The organism is Roseateles depolymerans (assembly GCF_003387155.1).
In the GTDB taxonomy this organism is placed as follows: Bacteria; Pseudomonadota; Gammaproteobacteria; order Burkholderiales; family Burkholderiaceae_C; genus Roseateles; species Roseateles depolymerans.
Genome location: NZ_QUMT01000006.1, coordinates 180,950 through 199,382, shown reverse-complemented (window position 1 = coordinate 199,382; position 18,433 = coordinate 180,950). Strand labels below are relative to the sequence as shown.

Annotated in this window: 19 protein-coding genes; 17 read left to right on the top strand and 2 right to left on the bottom strand. The window is 66.3% G+C overall.

Annotated elements, in window-relative coordinates:
* Positions 1-3 precede the first annotated feature (3 nt).
* On the bottom strand, positions 4-1,215 hold the full coding sequence (locus tag DES44_RS22885) for an FAD-dependent oxidoreductase (RefSeq protein ID WP_058934350.1): 1,212 nt from the start codon (positions 1,213-1,215) through the stop codon (positions 4-6).
* Between the two features lie 401 nt (positions 1,216-1,616).
* On the opposite strand from DES44_RS22885, the gene DES44_RS24845 reads away from it, so the two are divergent.
* The 17 genes from DES44_RS24845 to DES44_RS22805 all read left to right on the top strand — a co-directional run bounded on the left by DES44_RS24845 (position 1,617) and on the right by DES44_RS22805 (position 17,252).
* The gene (locus DES44_RS24845) at positions 1,617-1,865 is read left to right on the top strand and encodes a hypothetical protein (protein ID WP_147307192.1); all 249 of its coding nucleotides are present in this window, start codon (positions 1,617-1,619) and stop codon (positions 1,863-1,865) included.
* A 75-nt stretch (positions 1,866-1,940) separates the two neighbouring features.
* Positions 1,941-2,687 carry a 30S ribosomal protein S2 gene (rpsB, locus tag DES44_RS22880; protein ID WP_058934351.1) on the top strand — a complete coding sequence of 249 codons (747 nt, stop codon included), beginning with the start codon at positions 1,941-1,943 and terminating at the stop codon, positions 2,685-2,687.
* Positions 2,688-2,820: 133 nt separating this feature from the next.
* The gene (tsf, locus tag DES44_RS22875; protein ID WP_058934352.1) at positions 2,821-3,720 is read left to right on the top strand and encodes a translation elongation factor Ts; all 900 of its coding nucleotides are present in this window, start codon (positions 2,821-2,823) and stop codon (positions 3,718-3,720) included.
* 117 nt (positions 3,721-3,837) lie between these two features.
* The gene (gene pyrH / locus DES44_RS22870; RefSeq protein ID WP_058934353.1) at positions 3,838-4,548 is read left to right on the top strand and encodes a UMP kinase; all 711 of its coding nucleotides are present in this window, start codon (positions 3,838-3,840) and stop codon (positions 4,546-4,548) included.
* A 72-nt stretch (positions 4,549-4,620) separates the two neighbouring features.
* On the top strand, positions 4,621-5,181 hold the full coding sequence (gene frr / locus DES44_RS22865) for a ribosome recycling factor (RefSeq protein ID WP_058934354.1): 561 nt from the start codon (positions 4,621-4,623) through the stop codon (positions 5,179-5,181).
* Between the two features lie 11 nt (positions 5,182-5,192).
* Complete coding sequence (uppS, locus tag DES44_RS22860; protein ID WP_058934355.1) at positions 5,193-5,933, top strand: polyprenyl diphosphate synthase; 741 nt, start codon at positions 5,193-5,195, stop codon at positions 5,931-5,933.
* A gap of 26 nt (positions 5,934-5,959) precedes the next feature.
* The gene (locus DES44_RS22855) at positions 5,960-6,802 is read left to right on the top strand and encodes a phosphatidate cytidylyltransferase (protein WP_058934356.1); all 843 of its coding nucleotides are present in this window, start codon (positions 5,960-5,962) and stop codon (positions 6,800-6,802) included.
* Positions 6,803-6,812: 10 nt separating this feature from the next.
* Positions 6,813-8,021: a 1-deoxy-D-xylulose-5-phosphate reductoisomerase gene (ispC, locus tag DES44_RS22850; RefSeq protein ID WP_058934357.1), complete on the top strand. Its 1,209-nt coding sequence runs from the start codon at positions 6,813-6,815 to the stop codon at positions 8,019-8,021.
* Positions 8,021-9,439, top strand: coding sequence for an RIP metalloprotease RseP (rseP, locus tag DES44_RS22845; RefSeq protein ID WP_083525430.1), 1,419 nt, complete (start codon positions 8,021-8,023; stop codon positions 9,437-9,439). Before ispC ends, rseP begins: the two co-directional genes overlap by 1 nt.
* Positions 9,400-11,703, top strand: a complete 2,304-nt coding sequence (gene bamA / locus DES44_RS22840; RefSeq protein ID WP_375137570.1) for an outer membrane protein assembly factor BamA — start codon at positions 9,400-9,402, stop codon at positions 11,701-11,703. Before rseP ends, bamA begins: the two co-directional genes overlap by 40 nt.
* Positions 11,703-12,212, top strand: a complete 510-nt coding sequence (locus tag DES44_RS22835; RefSeq protein WP_058934359.1) for an OmpH/Skp family outer membrane protein — start codon at positions 11,703-11,705, stop codon at positions 12,210-12,212. Before bamA ends, DES44_RS22835 begins: the two co-directional genes overlap by 1 nt.
* Before the next feature lie 36 nt (positions 12,213-12,248).
* Entirely contained in the window at positions 12,249-13,310 is a 1,062-nt protein-coding gene (gene lpxD / locus DES44_RS22830; RefSeq protein WP_058934360.1) for a UDP-3-O-(3-hydroxymyristoyl)glucosamine N-acyltransferase, read from the top strand.
* Positions 13,307-13,765, top strand: a complete 459-nt coding sequence (fabZ, locus tag DES44_RS22825) for a 3-hydroxyacyl-ACP dehydratase FabZ (RefSeq protein WP_058934361.1) — start codon at positions 13,307-13,309, stop codon at positions 13,763-13,765. Before lpxD ends, fabZ begins: the two co-directional genes overlap by 4 nt.
* Positions 13,766-13,774: 9 nt before the next feature.
* Positions 13,775-14,566 carry an acyl-ACP--UDP-N-acetylglucosamine O-acyltransferase gene (lpxA, locus tag DES44_RS22820; protein WP_058934362.1) on the top strand — a complete coding sequence of 264 codons (792 nt, stop codon included), beginning with the start codon at positions 13,775-13,777 and terminating at the stop codon, positions 14,564-14,566.
* Position 14,567: 1 nt separating this feature from the next.
* Positions 14,568-15,716 (top strand): lipid-A-disaccharide synthase, encoded by a 1,149-nt coding sequence (lpxB, locus tag DES44_RS22815; protein ID WP_058934363.1) that lies wholly within the window; start codon positions 14,568-14,570, stop codon positions 15,714-15,716.
* Positions 15,688-16,461: a ribonuclease HII gene (gene rnhB, locus DES44_RS22810; RefSeq protein ID WP_058934364.1), complete on the top strand. Its 774-nt coding sequence runs from the start codon at positions 15,688-15,690 to the stop codon at positions 16,459-16,461. The genes lpxB and rnhB overlap by 29 nt, the downstream gene beginning before the upstream one ends.
* On the top strand, positions 16,458-17,252 hold the full coding sequence (locus tag DES44_RS22805) for a TrmH family RNA methyltransferase (RefSeq protein ID WP_058934365.1): 795 nt from the start codon (positions 16,458-16,460) through the stop codon (positions 17,250-17,252). The genes rnhB and DES44_RS22805 overlap by 4 nt, the downstream gene beginning before the upstream one ends.
* Positions 17,253-17,263: 11 nt before the next feature.
* On the opposite strand, the gene ppsR is transcribed toward DES44_RS22805, so the two are convergent.
* Positions 17,264-18,085 (bottom strand): posphoenolpyruvate synthetase regulatory kinase/phosphorylase PpsR, encoded by an 822-nt coding sequence (ppsR, locus tag DES44_RS22800; protein ID WP_058934366.1) that lies wholly within the window; start codon positions 18,083-18,085, stop codon positions 17,264-17,266.
* Positions 18,086-18,433 lie beyond the last annotated feature (348 nt).

The following is an 18,433-nucleotide window of genomic DNA, read 5'->3' as shown; positions in this document are numbered from 1 at the left end:
ACTCTAGCGCAGCCGGGTCGGCTCCAGCACCGAGGCGTCCACGCCGCCGTCCCGTCCCGCCAGCCGTTCTCCCAGCCATTGGGCCGCGCCGCCGGACAGGGCCCAGCCCGATTCGCCATGGCCCAGATTCAGCCACACGCCCGGCACGCCGCTCGCGCCGATCACCGGCAGCTCGTCGGGCAGCAGCAGCCGGGCGGCCTTCCAGCGCTGCTGCCCGCCGGCCTGCAGTGCACCGGGGAACCAATCGTGGGCGGCCTGGTGCAGCGCGCTCATCGACGGTCCGTTCGGCTGGCCGGCGGTTCCGCCCAGCTCCTGGCCGCCGCCGATACGCACCCGCTGGCCCAGTCGCGTCATGCTCACGCCCAAGGCGACATCGATGACGGTTGCGGCGGGGCCGAGATCCGGGTGGGCTTCCAGCTGCCGCAGTGGCGCAGTGAGGGTGTGCGCATGCACAGTGCCCCAGGGCAGGCGAATCCCCAGCGGCGACAGCAGCGCCGGCGCCCCCTTGCCGGCGCACAGGACCACCGCATCCGCCCGCTGGGCGGGTCCGGTGGCCAGGTGCAGCGAGGGCTGGCTGCCCGGTTCGATCTTCAGCACTTCGGCATTGAACTGCCACCGCACGCCCAGCCGCTGGGCTTCCAGTTTCAGCGCCTGGCTGAACTGGCGGGCATTGGCCGATTCGTCTTGTGGCAGATGCAGGCCCCCATGCAGCCGCGTGTCCGGGTTGAGGCCGGGCTCCAGCGCCAGGCAGGCTGCGGCATCGAGCTCCCGATGGGGCAGCTGCGCCGCCTGCAGCCGGGCGATCAACGGAGCCGCCTGCTTGTAGTCCTTGGCGGTGCGCCACAGCAGCAGCACGCCGCTGCGGTGCTCCACCTCCAGTTGCAGCGCCTGGCGCCAGTCGGCCAGGAGCGCCTGCCCCTGAACCGCCAGTTGCAACACGGCGGACGGCACCGGCAGCGGCTGCTGGGCGCTGGCACGCCGCGCCCGCCAGTGGGCCCAGCGCCAGCCGAGTTGCCGGGGCGCACCGCGCCAGGCCAGGCGCGCGGGAGGGCGGGCCGCCAGCAGCGCCGGCGCGATGAGGCCCGGCGGCGCAAAGCTGGCGCCGGTGGCGACGCTGGTGTCCCGCTCGAACACCTGCACGTCGTGGCCTTGGCGGGCCAGTTCGTAGGCGGTGGTCACGCCGGCCAGGCCGGCGCCGATAATGGCCACGCGCATGTCAGTGACCCTCCGGGGCGTTTGCGCGTGCTAACCGCGGTGCGGAGCAAGCGGACCGCATGGGCGTTGCATGCGAAGCGAGGCGCGGATGAGGGCGCGGATCAAGGCGCGGATCAAGGCGCGGATTGAGGCAGGTCACCAGGCCGGCAAAGGCGTGCGTCATGTCATGCATCGGTGCCTGCCGGTCCGGCGGCACCAGGTTTCTTGTCAGGGGAAATCGGGGTTGCGCAACCGTCAGTCTTGCGCGCGGCGCTCATGGTGCCAGGGCGCAGGGCTGCCGCCGCCAATCTTGGTGGGAAGTTGTTGCACTTCAGTCACGGCTGACACGTTAAGTTCACACTTCTGGCGCGCCAGCCTCCACCAGCCCCCGGTGCCCCCCAACCGCGCTCGAGGGACCGACCATGACTGGCCTCGAAAGGCCGCAGAAATCGGGTTATACTCTTCGGGTTTTTGCCAAGGTCGCGACGTGCGGAACGTACGGAACACGTATTGAACGTACCGGCGCGGCAGGCAAAGACGCGGTGGCGACACTGAATGCACAGGAATGGGTTCTGTGCGACAGGTCACATCGCAAATTCGCGGATCCGGCAGTCACTGAACGCTTCAGTGATGACAGACAGCGTCAGCGCAGGCAGCAAGCATGCGGCTGAGGCGGTCCACAAGGTGTTGCAGGGCTTGTCCTGCAATTCGTGCCGGGTTCCAGAAACAACCTTCGGAGTTCATTCATGTCCGTCACGATGCGCGAGATGCTGGAAGCAGGCGTCCACTTTGGTCACCAAACCCGCTTCTGGAACCCCAAGATGGCCCCGTATATCTACGGCCATCGCAACAAGATCCACATCATCAACCTCGAAAAGACGCTGCCCGCGTTCGAGGAAGCCCTGAAGTTCGTGCGCCAGCTGTCGGCCAAGCGCGGCACCATCCTGATGGTGGGCACCAAGCGCCAGGCGCGCGACATCGTCGCTGAAGAAGCCGCACGCGCTGGCGTGCCGAGCGTGAACCAGCGTTGGCTGGGCGGCACGCTGACCAACTTCAAGACGGTCAAGACCTCGCTGAAGAAGCTCAAGGACATGCAGACCCAGGTGGACGCTGGCACCCAGCCGTCCATCAAGAAGGAAGCCCTGATGTTCCAGCGCGATATCGCCAAGCTGGAAAAGAACATCGGCGGCATCCAGGACATGGCCGCTCTGCCGGACGCCCTGTTCGTGATCGACGTGGGCTACCACAAGATCGCCGTGGCTGAAGCCAAGAAGCTGGGCATTCCCGTCATCGGCGTGGTGGACACCAACCACTCGCCCGAAGGCATCGACTACGTCATCCCCGGCAACGACGACTCCGCCAAGGCAGTGGCCCTGTACGCCAAGGCCGTGGCCGACGCCGTGCTGGAAGGCCGTGCCAACTCGACGCAAGAGCTGGTGCAGGCTGTCGCCGCTGAAGGCGACGAGTTCGTCGAAGTGAACGAAGGCGCCTGATCGCCGCGTCCCCGCAAGGGTTCGACCAGGGGGCTGATTCAGCCCCTTTTTTCTAAGCAATTTTCCAAGCAAGATTTCGCAGGCGCCCAAGCTTCCCGTTGAAGGATGGGGCCTGCACCACACGGAGATTGAAATGGCAGCAATTACCGCAAGCATGGTCGCCGAGCTGCGCGCCCGTACCGACGCTCCCATGATGGAGTGCAAGAAGGCCCTGACGGAAGCCGAAGGCGACCTGGGCCGCGCGGAAGAAATCCTGCGTGTCAAGCTGGGCAACAAGGCTGGCAAGGCCGCTTCGCGCATCACCGCTGAAGGCGTGGTCGCCGCAGCTGTGGTCGGCGGCGCTGGCGCCGTGATCGAAGTCAACTGCGAAACCGACTTCGTCTCCAAGAACGACGCCTTCCTGGCCTTCGTGAACGCCCTGGCTGGCCTGGTGGCCGAGAAGAACCCGGCCGACGTGGACGCCCTGTCCGCCCTGCCGCTGTCGCAGGAAGGCTTCGGCCCGACGGTGGAAGATGTTCGCAAGGGCCTGATCGGCAAGATCGGCGAGAACATGACCATCCGCCGCTTCAAGCGTTACGCCTCCGGTGCCAAGCTGACCTCCTACCTGCACGGCACCCGCATCGGCGTGATGGTCGAGTTCGACGGTGACGAAGTCGCCGCCAAGGACGTCGCCATGCACGTGGCCGCCATGAAGCCGGCTGCCCTGTCGTCGGCCGAAGTGCCGGCCGAGCTGGTCGAGAAGGAACGCAAGATCGCCACCGAGAAGGCTGCCGAGTCCGGCAAGCCTGCCGAGATCGTCACCAAGATGGTGGAAGGTTCGGTCCAGAAGTTCCTGAAGGAAGTCTCGCTGCTGGACCAGGTCTTCGTGAAGGCCGCTGACGGCAAGCAGACCGTCGCTCAGATGCTCAAGGAAAAGAACACCACGGTGAAGTCCTTCACCCTGTACGTGGTGGGCGAAGGCATCGAGAAGAAGGTGGACGACTTCGCCGCCGAGGTGGCTGCCCAGGTGGCCGCCGCCAGCAAGGGGCAGTAAGCTCCAGAAACAAAAGGGCGCCCCCGGGCGCCCTTTACACTTGTGCCTGCGCCAGGCGGATGGTGCCTGTGCGCGCGCAACTCCATTGCCTTCAGTGGCTGTATTGACGAGGTAACAATGCCCGCGCACAAACGCATCCTGCTCAAGCTCTCCGGCGAAGCCCTGATGGGGGACGATGCCTACGGTATCAATCGCGCCACCATCGTGCGCATGGTCCAGGAGATCCAGGACGTCACCCGTCTGGGCGTGGAAGTCGCCGTCGTGATCGGTGGCGGCAACATCTTCCGCGGCGTTGCGGGCGGCTCGGTCGGCATGGACCGTGCCACGGCCGACTACATGGGCATGCTGGCCACGGTGATGAACTCCCTGGCCCTGGCCGACACGATGCGCCAGGAAGGCATGACCGCCCGGGTGATGTCCGCCATTGCCATCGAGCAGGTGGTCGAGCCCTACGTGCGCCCCAAGGCGCTGCAATACCTGGAAGAGGGCAAGGTCGTGATCTTCGCGGCCGGCACTGGCAACCCCTTCTTCACCACCGACACCGCTGCTGCGCTGCGCGGCGCTGAAGTCGGCGCGGAAATCATGCTGAAGGCCACCAAGGTGGACGGCGTCTACACCGCCGACCCCAAGAAGGACCCGACGGCCACCCGCTACAGCCGCATCAGCTTTGATGAGGCCATCAGCAAGAATCTGCAGGTGCTGGATGCCACCGCGTTCGCCCTGTGCCGGGACCAGAAGCTGCCCATCCGGGTGTTCTCCATCTTCAAGCCGGGCGCACTCAAGCGCGTGGTGCAAGGTGAGGACGAAGGCACGCTGGTGCACGTCTGAGCGGGTCGGCGCGTTAAGTGATCGGGCGCCCGTGCGGGCGCCACGCCGTCTCCATTGATCGAGGAAAAGAACATGAGCATCGCCGACATCAAGAAGAACGCCGAAGCCAAGATGGCCAAGTCCGTCGAGGCGTTCAAGAATGAACTGCAAAAAATCCGTACCGGTCGGGCCCACCCGGGCATCCTGGACCAGGTCCATGTGGACTACTACGGATCCCCCGTGCCCATCTCGCAGGTCGCCAACGTCAGCCTGCTGGACGCCCGTACGCTGAGCGTGCAGCCCTGGGAAAAGGGCATGGGCCAGAAGATCGAAAAGGCCATCCGTGAATCGGACCTGGGCCTGAACCCCTCCAGCCAGGGCGACCTCATCCGCGTGCCGATGCCCCCGCTGTCCGAGGAACGCCGCCGTGACCTGACCAAGGTGGTCAAGGGCGCCGCCGAAGATGCCAAGGTCGCCGTCCGCAACCTGCGTCGCGATGCGAACGAACAGGCCAAGAAGATGACCAAGGACAAGACCATCACCGAAGACGACGAACGTCGCAGCCAGGACGAAGTCCAGAAGCTGACCGACCGCGTCATCGCCGAGATCGACAAGCTGGTGTCGGCCAAGGAAGCCGAGATCATGGCGGTCTGAGTCCAGACGACGTGAGTGCAGACAAGAAGGCGGGTGTCCCCCGCCACGTCGCCATCGTCATGGATGGCAATGGACGCTGGGCCAAGAAGCGCTTCCTTCCGCGCTTCTTCGGCCACAAGCAGGGGGTGGATGCGCTGGTGCGCGTGGTGCAGGCCTGCATCGATCGTGAGATCGAGTACCTGACCGTCTTCGCCTTCTCCAGCGAGAACTGGAAGCGCCCCAGCGATGAAGTCTCCGGCCTGATGGGCCTGGTGCTGGCGGCGGTGTCACGTTACCTGGCCCGCATGGGCGCGATGGGCGTGCGCATCCGCATCGTGGGCGACCGTGAAGCGGTGTCGGACAAGCTGCGGGCCGCATGGGCCGAAGCCGAGAACAGCACCGCCCACAACAGCAAGCTCACCCTCAACGTGGCCTTCAACTACGGCGGTCGCTGGGACATTGTCCAGGCCTGCCGCAAGGCCATTGAAGCGGGTGTGCCGGCGCATGAGCTGACCGAGGCCAAGCTGTCGCAGTTCATGGCCATGAGCTATGCGCCGGATCCGGATCTGTTCATCCGCACCGGCGGGGAGCTGCGCATCAGCAACTTCATGTTGTGGCAGACGGCGTACACCGAGTTTGTGTTCTCCGATTGCCTATGGCCTGAATTCGGCGAAGCCCAGCTCGATGATGCGATCGCGGCCTTCCAGGCGCGGGATCGGCGCTTTGGCGGCGTCAATGTGCCCGGCGTCGCAGGCGCCGTCCAGGAAGCCTGAGTCCCCACCCGGAAAGGTCCGAGTCCATGCTGTTGCCCCGCATCATCACAGCGCTTGTGCTGCTTGCCCTGCTGCTGCCGGCGCTGTTTGCGTCCACGCCGCTGCCCTTTGCCCTGCTGACGCTGGTGATGATCGCCGCCGGCGGCTGGGAGTGGTCCCGGCTGAACGGACGCCCGGGCGCGCCGGCCCTGGCCTTCGGGGCGGCGCTGGCCGCGGCCTGCGGCGTGTGCCTGTATGCGGTGAATGCGGTGGGTTTTGCGCTGCCGGCCTGGTGCTGGTGGATCGTGGGCGGGCTGTGGGTGCTGGGCGGCGCGCAGGCGCTCAAGACGGGCGTGGCCGGCTGGCCGACCCTGCCGGTGGGTCTGCGCCTGCTGCTGGGGGCCGTGCTCCTGTGGGCAGCCTGGCTGGCCCTCATCAGCGCCCGCGCCCGCGGCATCAATTTCCTGCTGTCGGCCATGTGCCTGGTGTGGATGGCCGACATTGCCGCCTACATCTTTGGCAAGCTGTTCGGCCGACGCAAGCTGGCGCCGGCCATCAGCCCGGGCAAGAGCTGGGAAGGCGCGCTGGGCGGGCTGTTCGGCGTGGTCGTGATGGCGGCCGTGTGGGTGCATGGCATCGACACGCATCTGCCGGTGGACGGCCCCAGCCTGTATCAGATCCTGGTGAAGCGTCTGGGTTGGCTCTCCCTGCTGGCGGTGGTGTTCCTGACCGCCATGAGTGTGGTGGGCGACCTGTTTGAATCGCTGGTCAAGCGGGCGGCCGGGGCCAAGGACAGCAGTCAGCTGCTGCCTGGCCACGGCGGTGTGCTGGACCGTGTGGATGCCTTGCTGCCGGTGCTGCCGCTGGCCATGGCCCTGAGTTCGCTGTGATGGTTCTGTGATGACTGCTTCCTCCCTTCGTCCGCAGCAGGTGTGTGTGCTGGGATCCACCGGATCCATCGGCACCAACACCCTCGATGTCATCGCCCGTCATCCGGATCGCTACCGGGTCTTTGCCCTCTCGGCCATGAGCCGGGTGGACGAACTGCTGGCGCAGTGCCTGACCCATCAACCCCGTTTCGCCGTGCTGCCCGACGCGCGCCTGGCCGCCGACCTGCGCCAGCGTCTGTCCGAGGCCGGCGCCCGCACCGAGGTGCTGGAAGGCCTGCAGGCGCTGTCTGACATTGCCGCCCATCCGGATGTGGATGCGGTGATGGCCGCCATCGTCGGCGCGGCCGGCTTGGCGCCGGCCATGGCGGCTGCGCGCGCCGGCAAGCGGCTGCTGCTGGCCAACAAGGAAGCCATCGTGCTGGGCGGCGCGCTGTTCATGCGGGCGGTGGAGCAGGGCGGTGCCACGCTGCTGCCGATCGATTCGGAACACTCGGCCATCTTCCAGTGCCTGCCGGAAGACCGGACCACCTGGCATGAACGCATCGACCACATCGTGCTGACTGCCTCCGGGGGCCCGTTCCGCCAGCGGGATCCGGCCACGCTGGCCGACGTCACGCCCGACCAGGCCTGTGCCCATCCCAACTGGGTGATGGGTCGCAAGATCTCGGTGGACTCGGCCACCATGATGAACAAGGCGCTCGAGGTCATCGAGGCGCGCTGGCTGTTCAACCTCCAGCCGGAGCAGGTGAAGGTGATCATTCACCCGCAGAGCATCATCCATTCGATGGTGGTCTGCCGCGACAACTCCGTGCTGGCCCAGCTCGGCACGCCGGACATGCGGGTGCCCATCGCCTACGGCCTGTCCTTCCCCGAACGCATCACCTCCGGCGCCAGCCGCCTGGACCTGCTGGCCACCTCCGGCCTGAGCTTCGAGGACGCGGACGAACGCCGTTTCCCCGGTCTGCATCTGTCCTGGCGGGCGCTGCGCTCGGCCGAGGGCAGCACGGCGGTGCTCAATGCCGCCAACGAAGAAGCGGTGGCCGCCTTCCTCAGCCGCGGCCTGCGCTTCGACCAGATCTGCCAGGTCAACCGGCTGGCGCTCGATGAGGTGCAGCCCCAGTCCGGCGAGGTCGATAGTGTCGAAGGCCTGCTGGCGCTGGATGCGCGCGCGCGGCGTCATGCGCAGAGCCAGATCCAGCGTTTGTCGAGCCAGCACTGATGCCCACCACCCTGCTCGCTTTCGTGGTCACCCTTGGGGTGCTCATCATCTTCCACGAGTGGGGCCACTACCGCATGGCCCGTGCCTGCGGCGTGAAGGTGCTGCGGTTTTCGCTGGGCTTCGGGCCGGTGCTGGGGCGCTGGAAACGCGGCGCGGACGGGACCGAGTTCGTGCTGAGCCTGCTGCCGCTGGGCGGATACGTCCGGCTGCTGGACGACCGCTTCGACGCCGTGCCGCCGGACCGGCTTCATGAATCCCTGAACCAGAAATCCCTCTGGCAACGCTCGGCCATCGTGCTGGCCGGGCCGATGGCCAATCTCGTGCTGGCGGTGCTGCTGTTTGCGGCGGCGGGCATGGTGGGGCAGGAGGAGCCCGTGGCGGTGCTCGGCTCGCCGCAGAGCGGCAGCCTGGCCGATGCCGCGGGACTGCGCGCGGGGGATCGGGTGCAGGCCTGGTCCGACGACGGGCAGGACTGGCAGGACGTGCGCGGCATGCCCGATGTCACCTGGCAGCTGGCGCGTGCCGTCGGCGACCGCCGGCCGCTGTACCTGAGCGTGAGCCAGGGCGAGGGCCACAGCGCCCGACAGGTCAAGCTGGACACCGACGCCTTGGGCAGCCGCGACCTCGATGCCGACAACCTGCGCCGCATCGGCCTGGGAGGCGTCTGGATGGAACCGGTGCTGGGGGCCATCCAGCCCGACAGCCCCGCCCAGGCCGCGAACCTGCGCGCGGGTGACCGTGTGATCTCGGTCAATGACCGCGCCATCGCGGACCTGTCCGCCTTCCAGCAGGCGGTGCGCCAGTCGCTGGTGGAGGGCTGCGTGCAGCCGATGCGTCTGGTGGTGCAGCGCGGCGGCGAGTCCATCGAGACCGTCGTCACCCCCCGTCTGGAGGGGGCGAACGGGCAATTCATCCCACGCATCGGGGTGGGCTTCGGCGGAACACCCGCGCTGGTGACGGTGCACTACGGGCCGATGGAAGCGGTCCAGCAAGGACTGACCCGCACCTGGCAGTTCAGCACCCATTCGCTCAAGACGCTGTGGCGCATGCTCACCGGTGAAGCCTCGGTAAAGAATCTCAGCAGCTTCATCACCATTGCAGACTACGCAGGTCAGTCCGCACGCCTGGGAGCCGCAGCATTCCTGGGTTTTCTGGCCAGTGTCAGCGTGAGTCTTGGCGTGCTGAACCTGCTGCCGGTGCCGATGCTCGATGGCGGACACCTGATGTATTATCTTTTCGAGGGTCTGAGTGGCCGCCCAGTCTCCGAGCGGTGGCGCAGGTTGCTGGAACGCGTAGGTATTACCGTCCTGCTGCTGATGATGAGTCTGGCCCTTTTCAACGATCTGACCCGTCAGCGGGTCCGCACTGAAACTTCCGCATGTCCCGATTCCTGCCTGAGCCAATGCGCCCCCAAGTGATCCAACTGGCGGTGCTGGCCGCCGCGATGCACGCGGGTGCCGCCTGGGCCGTCGAGCCCTTCGTCCTCAAGGACATCCGCGTCGAAGGCCTGCAACGGACCGACCCCGGCACGGTGTTCGCCGCGCTGCCCTTCCGCATCGGCGACACCTACAACGACGAAAAGGGCGCCGCCGCCCTGCGCGCCCTGTTTGCCACCGGCCTCTTCAAGGACGTGCGCATCAACATCGACACCGACGCGGTGGTGGTGGTGATCGAGGAACGTCCGATCATCGCGAACGTGAACTTCGTGGGTCTGAAGGAATTCGACACCGAGGCCCTGACCAAGTCGCTCAAGGACGTTGGCATCGGTGAAGGCAAGCCCTTCGACAAGGCGCTGGCCGACCGCGCCGAGCAGGAACTCAAGCGTCAGTATCTGACCCGCAGCCTCTACGGCGCGGAGGTGACGACCACCATCACCCCGATCGAGCGCAACCGCGTCAACGTCAGCTTCCAGGTGACCGAAGGCGAGCCGGCCAAGATCGCCGAGATCCGCATCCTGGGCAGCAAGGTCTTCAGCGAGAGCACGCTGCTGGGCCTGCTGGAGCAGACCACCAGCGGCTGGCTCACCTGGTACACCAAGACCGACCGTTATTCCCGCGCCAAGCTGAATGCGGACCTGGAAACCATCCGCAGCTACTACCTGAACCGCGGTTATCTCGAGTTCAACGTCGAGTCCACCCAGGTCACCATTTCGCCGGACAAGCAAAGCATCAGCATTGCCATCACGGTGAGCGAAGGCCAGCCCTACACGGTCAGCGCCATCAAGATGGAAGGCGAGTTCCTCGGCCGTGACGAGGAATTCAAGCGCCTGATCGCGCTCAAGGCCGGCCAGCCCTACCAGGGCGAAGCCGTGGCCCAGACCACCCGCAATTTCCAGGACCTCTACGGCACCTTCGGCTACGCCTTTGCACGGGTGGAAAGCCGTCCGGAAATCGACCGCGCCACCGGCCAGGTGGTGGTGACCTTCGTGGGCGAACCGCAGCGCCGCGTCTATGTGCGCCGCGTGCTGGTCTCGGGCAACACCCGCACCCGCGACGAAGTCATCCGCCGTGAATTCCGCCAGTTCGAATCCGCCTGGTACGACGGCGCGCGCATCAAGGCGTCCCGCGACCGCGTCGAGCGCCTGGGCTACTTCAAGGATGTCACCATCGACACCTCCGAAGTCCCCGGCTCCCCGGACCAGGTCGACGTCACCCTGACCGTGACCGAGCGTCCCACCGGCAACATCCAGATCGGTGCCGGTTATTCGAGCGCCAGCAAGCTGTCGCTGTCGGGCTCGATCTCCCAGGAAAACGTCTTCGGCTCCGGCAACTACCTGGGCATTCAGCTGAACACGGCCAGCACCGGCCGCTCGCTGGGGGTCTCGACGGTGGACCCGTACTTCACCGTGGACGGCATCTCCCGCGCGGTGGACGTGTTCTACCGCACCGTCAAGCCGATCAACAACCTGGGCGAGCAGTACGAACTGGCGTCCTACGGCGGCTCGGTCAAGTTCGGCGTGCCCTTCTCCGAGGAAGACACGGTGTTCTTCGGCATCGGCGCCGAGAACACCCGCATCACCACCTCCAAGGGTCTGCCCAACAGTTATCTGCTGTTCCAGCAGGCCTTCGGCGGCTCGGCCCTGTCCATCCCGCTGACCATCGGCTGGAAGGCCGACAACCGCGACAGCGTCATCACCCCGACCGCGGGCACGATGAAGCGGGTCAACCTGGAAACCAGCGTGGTGGGCGACTCGCGCTACGCCATCGCCAACTTCCAGTACCAGCAGTTCATCCCGCTGGGCCGCAAGTTCTCGCTGATGGTCAACGGCGAAGTGGCCTGGGGTGAAGGCCTGATGGGGCGTCCTTATCCCATCTTCAAGAACTTCTACGGCGGTGGCCTGGGCTCGGTGCGGGTGTTCGAATCCGGAACGCTGGGTCCGGTGGACATCACCGGTTCCTACACCGGCGGCAACCGCAAGTTCAACCTGAACACCGAGCTGTACGTGCCGGTGCCCGGCGCCGGCAACGACAAGAGCTTCCGTCTGTTCGGCTTCTTCGACGTCGGCAATGTCTGGGGCACCGACGAAAAGCTGAATTTCAGCGAGACCCGTGCCGCTGCCGGCGTGGGCATCAGCTGGCTGTCTCCCATGGGTCCGCTGCGCCTGAGTTACGGCACACCGATCCGGAAGCAGCGGACGGATAGAATCGAGCGATTCCAATTCCAGATCGGGACGTCATTCTGATGAAGAGCACGCTGTTGAAGATGGTGGCCGCCGTCGCCCTGACGGCAGCCACGGCTTTGGCTGCCCAGGCGCAGGAACTGAAGATCGGCTACGTCAACAGTGAGCGGATTCTTCGCGAGACCAATCTGGCCAAGGCGTCGGAAGCCAAGCTGCAGGCGGAGTTCAGCCGTCGCGAGAAGAACCTGCTGGAGCAGGAAGGCAAGCTGCGCGCTGCGGCCGAGAAGCTGGACAAAGACGGTCCGGCCCTGACCGAGTCCGAACGCAGTCGCCGCCAACGCGAACTCATCGAGCAGGACCGTGACCTGCAGCGCAAGCGCCGCGAATTCAACGAAGACGTGGCCCAGCGCAAGAACGAAGAGTTGTCCTCCGTGATCGAGAAGGCCAACAAGGTCATCAAGCAGATCTACGAGCAGGACAAATACGACCTGATCGTGCAGGACGCGGTTCATGCGAGCGCGCGGGTGGACATCACCAAGAAGGTGATCGACACCCTCAACGCGCAGAAGTAATGCGTTTTGTAATGCGTTCTGCATGAGGCAATCAGCATGACATCGGTCTCGGTCTCCGACCTGATCGCCGCCTTGGGCGGCGTTTCTGTTGGTGCGTCAGACACGGCCATCCAGCGCATCGCGCCGCTGGACGAAGCCGGTCCGGACGCCATTTCCTTTCTCTCCAACCCGAAGTACGCCGCCCAATTGGCGACCACGCAGGCCGGTTGCGTCATCGTGTCACCGGCCGCGCAGGACGCCGCTGCGGCCCGCCGCGGCGACGGCCAGGTGGCCAGCTGCATCGTCACGCCCGACCCCTACCTGTATTTCGCCCACCTGACCCAATGGTGGGTGCAGCACATGCGTGCAGCGCGTCCGGCGCCGTCGGTGCATCCGACGGCGAGCGTTGCGCCGGATGCCCATCTTGGCGCCGGCGTGGACATCGGCCCGTTCGCGGTCATCGAATCCGGCGCCCGCATCGGCGATGGCGCCCGCATCGGCGCTCACACCGTGGTGGAACATCATGCGGTGGTGGGCGAGGGCGCCCGCCTGGAGCCTCGTGTGGTGCTGGGCTTTGATTGCACCGTGGGTGCACGGTCGCTGATCCACAGCGGCGCGGTGATCGGTGCGGATGGGTTCGGTTTTGCGCCGACCAAGGGCGAGTCCGGCATGCGCTGGGTCAAGATCGAGCAGCTCGGCGCGGTGCGCATCGGGGATGACGTGGAGATCGGCGCCAACACCTGCATCGACCGCGGCGCGTTGGGTGACACCGTCATCGCGGACCGCGTGATCATCGACAACCTCGTTCAGATTGCCCACAACGTGAAGATCGGCGCGGGCACCGCCATCGCCGGTGCCGTGGCCATTGCCGGCAGTGCAGAAATCGGTGCCAATTGCATTGTTGCAGGCGCGGCCCGAATCAATGGGCACATCAAGATCACTGACGGTGTGCAGATCGGCCCCACGGCCAACATCAGCAACAGCATCGACAAGCCCGGCGCCTACGCCGGCATGTGGCCCTTCGAGGACGCCGCATCCTGGCAGAAAAATGCCGCCGCGCTGCGCGGGCTCTATGAGCTGCGCCAGCGTGTGCGAGCCCTTGAGAAAAAGACGACATGAACGAGAGCAGCAAAATCGACATCCACGGCATCCTGGCGAAGCTGCCGCACCGCTATCCCATCCTGCTGGTGGACCGGGTGCTGGAAGTGGAGAAGGGCGTGCGCATCCGTGCACTGAAGAACGTCAGCATCAACGAGCCGTTCTTCCAGGGCCACTTCCCGCATCGTCCGGTCATGCCGGGCGTGCTCATCCTGGAAGCGCTGGCCCAGGCGGCCACGCTGCTGGCGGTGCAGAGCTACGACTTCTCGCTGGACGAGAACCATGTCGTGTACTTCGCCGGCATCGACGGCGCGCGTTTCAAGCGTCCGGTGGAGCCGGGTGACCAACTGCTGCTGGATGTCACGCTGGAGCGGGCCAAGGCCGGTATCTACAAGTTTGGCGCCAAGGCCCTGGTGGGCCAGGACATCGTGGCCGAAGCCGGCCTGATGTGCACCATGCGCCGTCTGGACTGCTGAACGCCGACCATGGCCAAGATTCACGCCACTGCGCTGGTTGACCCCAAGGCCCAGATCGATGAGGGGGTCGAGATCGGCCCGTACGCGGTCATCGGTCCGCAGGTGCGCATCGGCGCCGGCACGCGGATCGGTCCGCACACCGTGGTGGAAGGACGCACCACCATCGGCCGCGACAACCACATCTACCAGTTCGCCTCCATCGGCGCGATGCCGCAGGACATGAGCCACGGCGGCGAGGTGACCGAGCTGGTGATTGGGGACCGCAACACCATCCGCGAGTTCTGCACCTTCAACACCGGCACCTTCAAGGAGCAGGGGGTGACGCGGGTCGGGTCGGACAACTGGATCATGGCCTATGTGCATCTGGCCCATGACGTGGTGGTCGGCGACCACTGCGTGCTGGCCAACAATGCGACGCTGGCCGGCCATGTGCATGTGGGCGACTGGGCCACCATCGGCGGCCTGACTGGTGTGCATCAGTTCGTGCACATCGGCGCGCACGCGATGATTGGCTTCCAGGGCCATGTGGCGCAGGACGTTGCGCCCTACATGACGGTCGATGGCAATCCGCTGACGGTGCGTGCCGTCAACCTGACCGGCCTGCGGCGCCGGGGCTTCAGCAACGAGCGCATCGGCATCATCCGCCAGATGCACAAGCTGCTGTTCCGGGATGGCCTGACGCTGGAGCAGTCGGTGCAGCAGATCGAAGCGCTCAAGGCCGACCAGGCTGCCGACACGGTGGCCGATGTCCAGTTGATGCTGGACTTCCTCGCGGCGGCCAAGCGCGGACTCGTACGCTGACATGAGCAGGATCACGGACCCTCGACTGGGCCTGGTGGCCGGCGAGGCCTCCGGGGATCTGCTGGCCAGCCTGCTGCTGCAGGCCCTGCAGGCACGCTGGCCGGGACTGACCAGCGCCGGCATCGGCGGACCCAAGATGCAGGCGCTGGGCTTTCAGGCCTGGTGGCCGAGCCACAAGCTGTCCATCTTCGGATATTGGGACGCGATCAAGAACATCCGTGAGCTGCTGGCCATCCGGCGTCAGCTGGGGGACCGGTTGATCCAGGAGCGCCCGTCCGCCTTCGTGGGCGTGGATGCCCCCGACTTCAACTTCGGCCTGGAGCAGCGACTGCGCGAGGCCGGCATCAAGACCATCCACTTCGTCTGCCCGTCCATCTGGGCCTGGCGGGCGGAGCGGGTGCACACCATCCAGCGCAGTGCGGACCACGTGCTGTGCCTGTTCCCCTTCGAGCCGGAACTGCTGCAGCGGCATGGCATCGGCGCCACCTATGTCGGCCATCCGCTGGCGGACAAGATTCCGATGGAGCCGCCGCGGGACGAGGCACGTGCCCACCTCGGCCTGGCGCCGGAGGCCACGGTGGTGGCCGTGCTGCCGGGCAGCCGCCGCAGCGAGCTGAACTACATCTTCCCCCCGCTGCTGGATGCCGCCCGCCGCATGGCGGCGCAGCGCCCCGGACTGCGCTTCATCGTGCCGGCGGCGCCGGGTGTGCGCGAACTGGCCGAGGCCCTGGTGCGCGAGCACGGACAAGGCCTGGACCTGCAACTGCTGGACGGCCAGGCGCATGAGGCGCTGGCCGCCTGCGACCTGACCCTCGTTGCCAGCGGCACGGCCACGCTGGAGGCCGCGCTGTTCAAGCGGCCGATGGTCATTGCCTACAAGCTGCACTGGTTCAATGCCTGGCGGATGAAGGGCAAGGCGCTGCTGCCCTGGGTGGGGCTGCCCAATGTGCTGGCCCGCGAGACGCTGGTGCCGGAGTGCCTGCAGGACGACTGCACGGGCGAGACCATCGCCCGTGAAGGCCTGGCCTGGCTGGACGACGCGCCGCGTCGTGAGCGGCTGCGCCAGCGCTTCATCGAGATCCACGAGACGCTGCGCTGCAACACTGCGCAAAGGGCGGGCGATGCGATCGCGCAAATCCTCGGCGCCTGAGCAACTCGGTCTGGACTGGCAGCGCGAAGGCCTGCTGGCGGGCGTGGACGAAGCGGGCCGCGGGCCGCTGGCGGGCCCGGTGGTGGCTGCGGCGGTGATCCTGGACGACATGCAGCCCATCAAGGGCCTGAACGACTCCAAGGTGCTGAGCGAGAAAAAGCGCGAGCAGCTCTACGACGAGATCCGCGCCAAGGCCCTGTGCTTCTGCATTGCCGAAGCGACGGTGGAAGAGATCGACCGCATCAACATCCTGCAGGCCACCTTGCTGGCCATGCGCCGGGCGGTGGAAGGGCTGCGCCTGACGCCGGCCCAGGTGAAGGTGGACGGCAACCGGCTGCCGGTGCTGCGCATTCCGGCAGAGGCCATCGTCAAGGGCGATGCGCTGGTGCCGGCCATCTCGGCGGCCAGCATCCTGGCCAAGGTGCATCGGGACCGCATGTGCCTGCAGATGCATCATGCCCACCCGCAATACGGCTTTGACAATCACAAGGGCTACGGCACGCCCGAGCATCTGGAAGCGCTGCGGCTGCATGGGGCCAGCCCCTGGCATCGCACCAGCTTCGCGCCGGTGCGCATGTGCCTGGAGACGGTGTCGGTGAGCACGCTCGCCACCGCCACCACTTCCACCTCCACCTCCACCTCCACCTCCACGATACACAGCACGACGGTGGTCCGCACCGCCGCCAGCGCCACGCTGTCCGCCACCATTTCCTCTTCCTTCACTTCCAGGGTCGACCCAGAATGACCACCGGCCCCGTCTGGCATCCCATCAGCGCCCGCGACAACCCGCAACTGCAGCGCTTGCGCAAGCTGGCGCAGGACGCGACGGCCTATCGCAAGATGGGCGGCGTCTGGCTGGAAGGGGACCATCTGGCACGCGCCGCGCTGCAGCGCGGCTTGCGGCCGGCGCTGGCGCTGATCACCGATGTGGCCGCCGCAGACGAATCACTGCGGGCGCTGGCAGACCAGGCCAGCAAGGTGCTGGTGGTGTCGCCGGCGCTGTTCAAGACGGTGTCGGGGCTGGAGTCGCCGGCGCAGATCGGTTTTGACCTGCAACTGCCGCCGCCGCTGCGCATCGAGCCGCAGGCGGATTCGGTGGTGCTGGACCGTCTGCAGGATGCGGGCAATGTCGGCACCATCCTGCGCAGCGCGGCTGCCCTGGGCTTTCGGCAGGTGCTGGCGCTCAAGGGCACGGCGGCGCTGTGGTCCCCCAAGGTGCTGCGCGCCGGCATGGGGGCGCATTTCGGGCTGCGGCTGGTGGAAGGGCTGAGCGTGTCCGACCTGGACGGCCTGAAGGTGCCCTTGCTGGCCACCAGCTCCCACACCGATGCGCTGCTGCATGAAGCGGAACTGCCGTCGCCCTGCGCATGGGTGATGGGCCACGAAGGGCAGGGCGTGGATGAGGCGCTGATGGCGCGCTGCGCCCTGCGCATCGGCATTCCGCAGCCGGGCGGCGAGGAGTCGCTGAACGTGGCGAGTGCGGCGTCGATCTGCCTCTATGAATCGGCCCGTCGCCGCCTGACGCGTCAGGGCTGAACTCGCAAGCGTCAGTACATCAACCGGTCCGGCCGGATGTCCCGCAGGATGGTGGTGGCGATTTCCTCGATCGACTTGTGGGTGGACGACAGCCACGAGATGCCGGCCTTCTTCATCATCGTCTCCGCCTCACGCACCTCGTAGTGGCAGTTCATCAGGTCCGCATACTTGCTGCCGGGACGGCGCTCGTTGCGTACCTGGGCCAGGCGCTCGGGGTCGATGGTCAGGCCAAAGCACTTCTTCCGGTGGGGCACCAGCAGCGAGGGCAGGGCGCCGCGATCGAAGTCTTCCGGGATCAGCGGATAGTTGGCCGCCTTGATGCCGTGCTGCATGGCGAGGTAGAGCGAGGTCGGCGTCTTGCCGCAGCGGCTCACGCCCACCAGGATCACGTCGGCTGAATCCAGGTTGCGGGCGGACTGGCCGTCGTCATGGGCCAGCGAGAAGTTGATCGCCTCGATCCGGTCGTGATATTCCTGGCTCTTGGCCACATCCGAGAACCGGCCGACCCGGTGGTTGGACTTCACCCGGAACTCGTCTTCCAGCGGGGCGATGAAGGTGCCGAACATGTCCAGCACCAGGCCTTCGCAGTGCTGGCGCACCACGTTGAGCACCTCTCGGTTCACCAGGGTGGCGAACACCACGGGCCGCTGGCCCTCGCGCACGCCGGTCTCGTTGATCTCCTTGACCAGTTGGTGCGCTTTCTCGGCGTTGTCCACGAACGGCCGCCGCACATGCCGGGCTTTGACCGAAAACTGGGCCAGGATGGAGTTACCGAAGGTTTCAGCAGTGATGCCGGTGCCATCCGAGACGAAATAGACGGTGTGCTGGGTCATGGCGAGCCTGACTGGCGAGGTGCCGCCGGGGGGCGGACGGGTGGTGGGAAGGGACGCGGAAACGGACGCGGAAAGGGAAGCGGAAAGGAAAAACCGCCTGGGGTTGCGGGCACGTCACATGCCCAAAAGGGCCGGACCGGTTGCGCGCAGTCCCCGAACCGGGGTTTACATCATAGAGGCGCGAACCCGTAGAATCGTCCGCAACTTGCCCCTGCCCATCATGAACGCCCCGCTGCGACGCCCACAAGAATCGACAAAACCTGTCGCGCGCGCCGTTCTGTCTGCTGCGTTTGCAGCCCAATGTGCAGCCCGCCTTTGTGCCCGCTTACCTGCCCGCTTTCCTGCCCG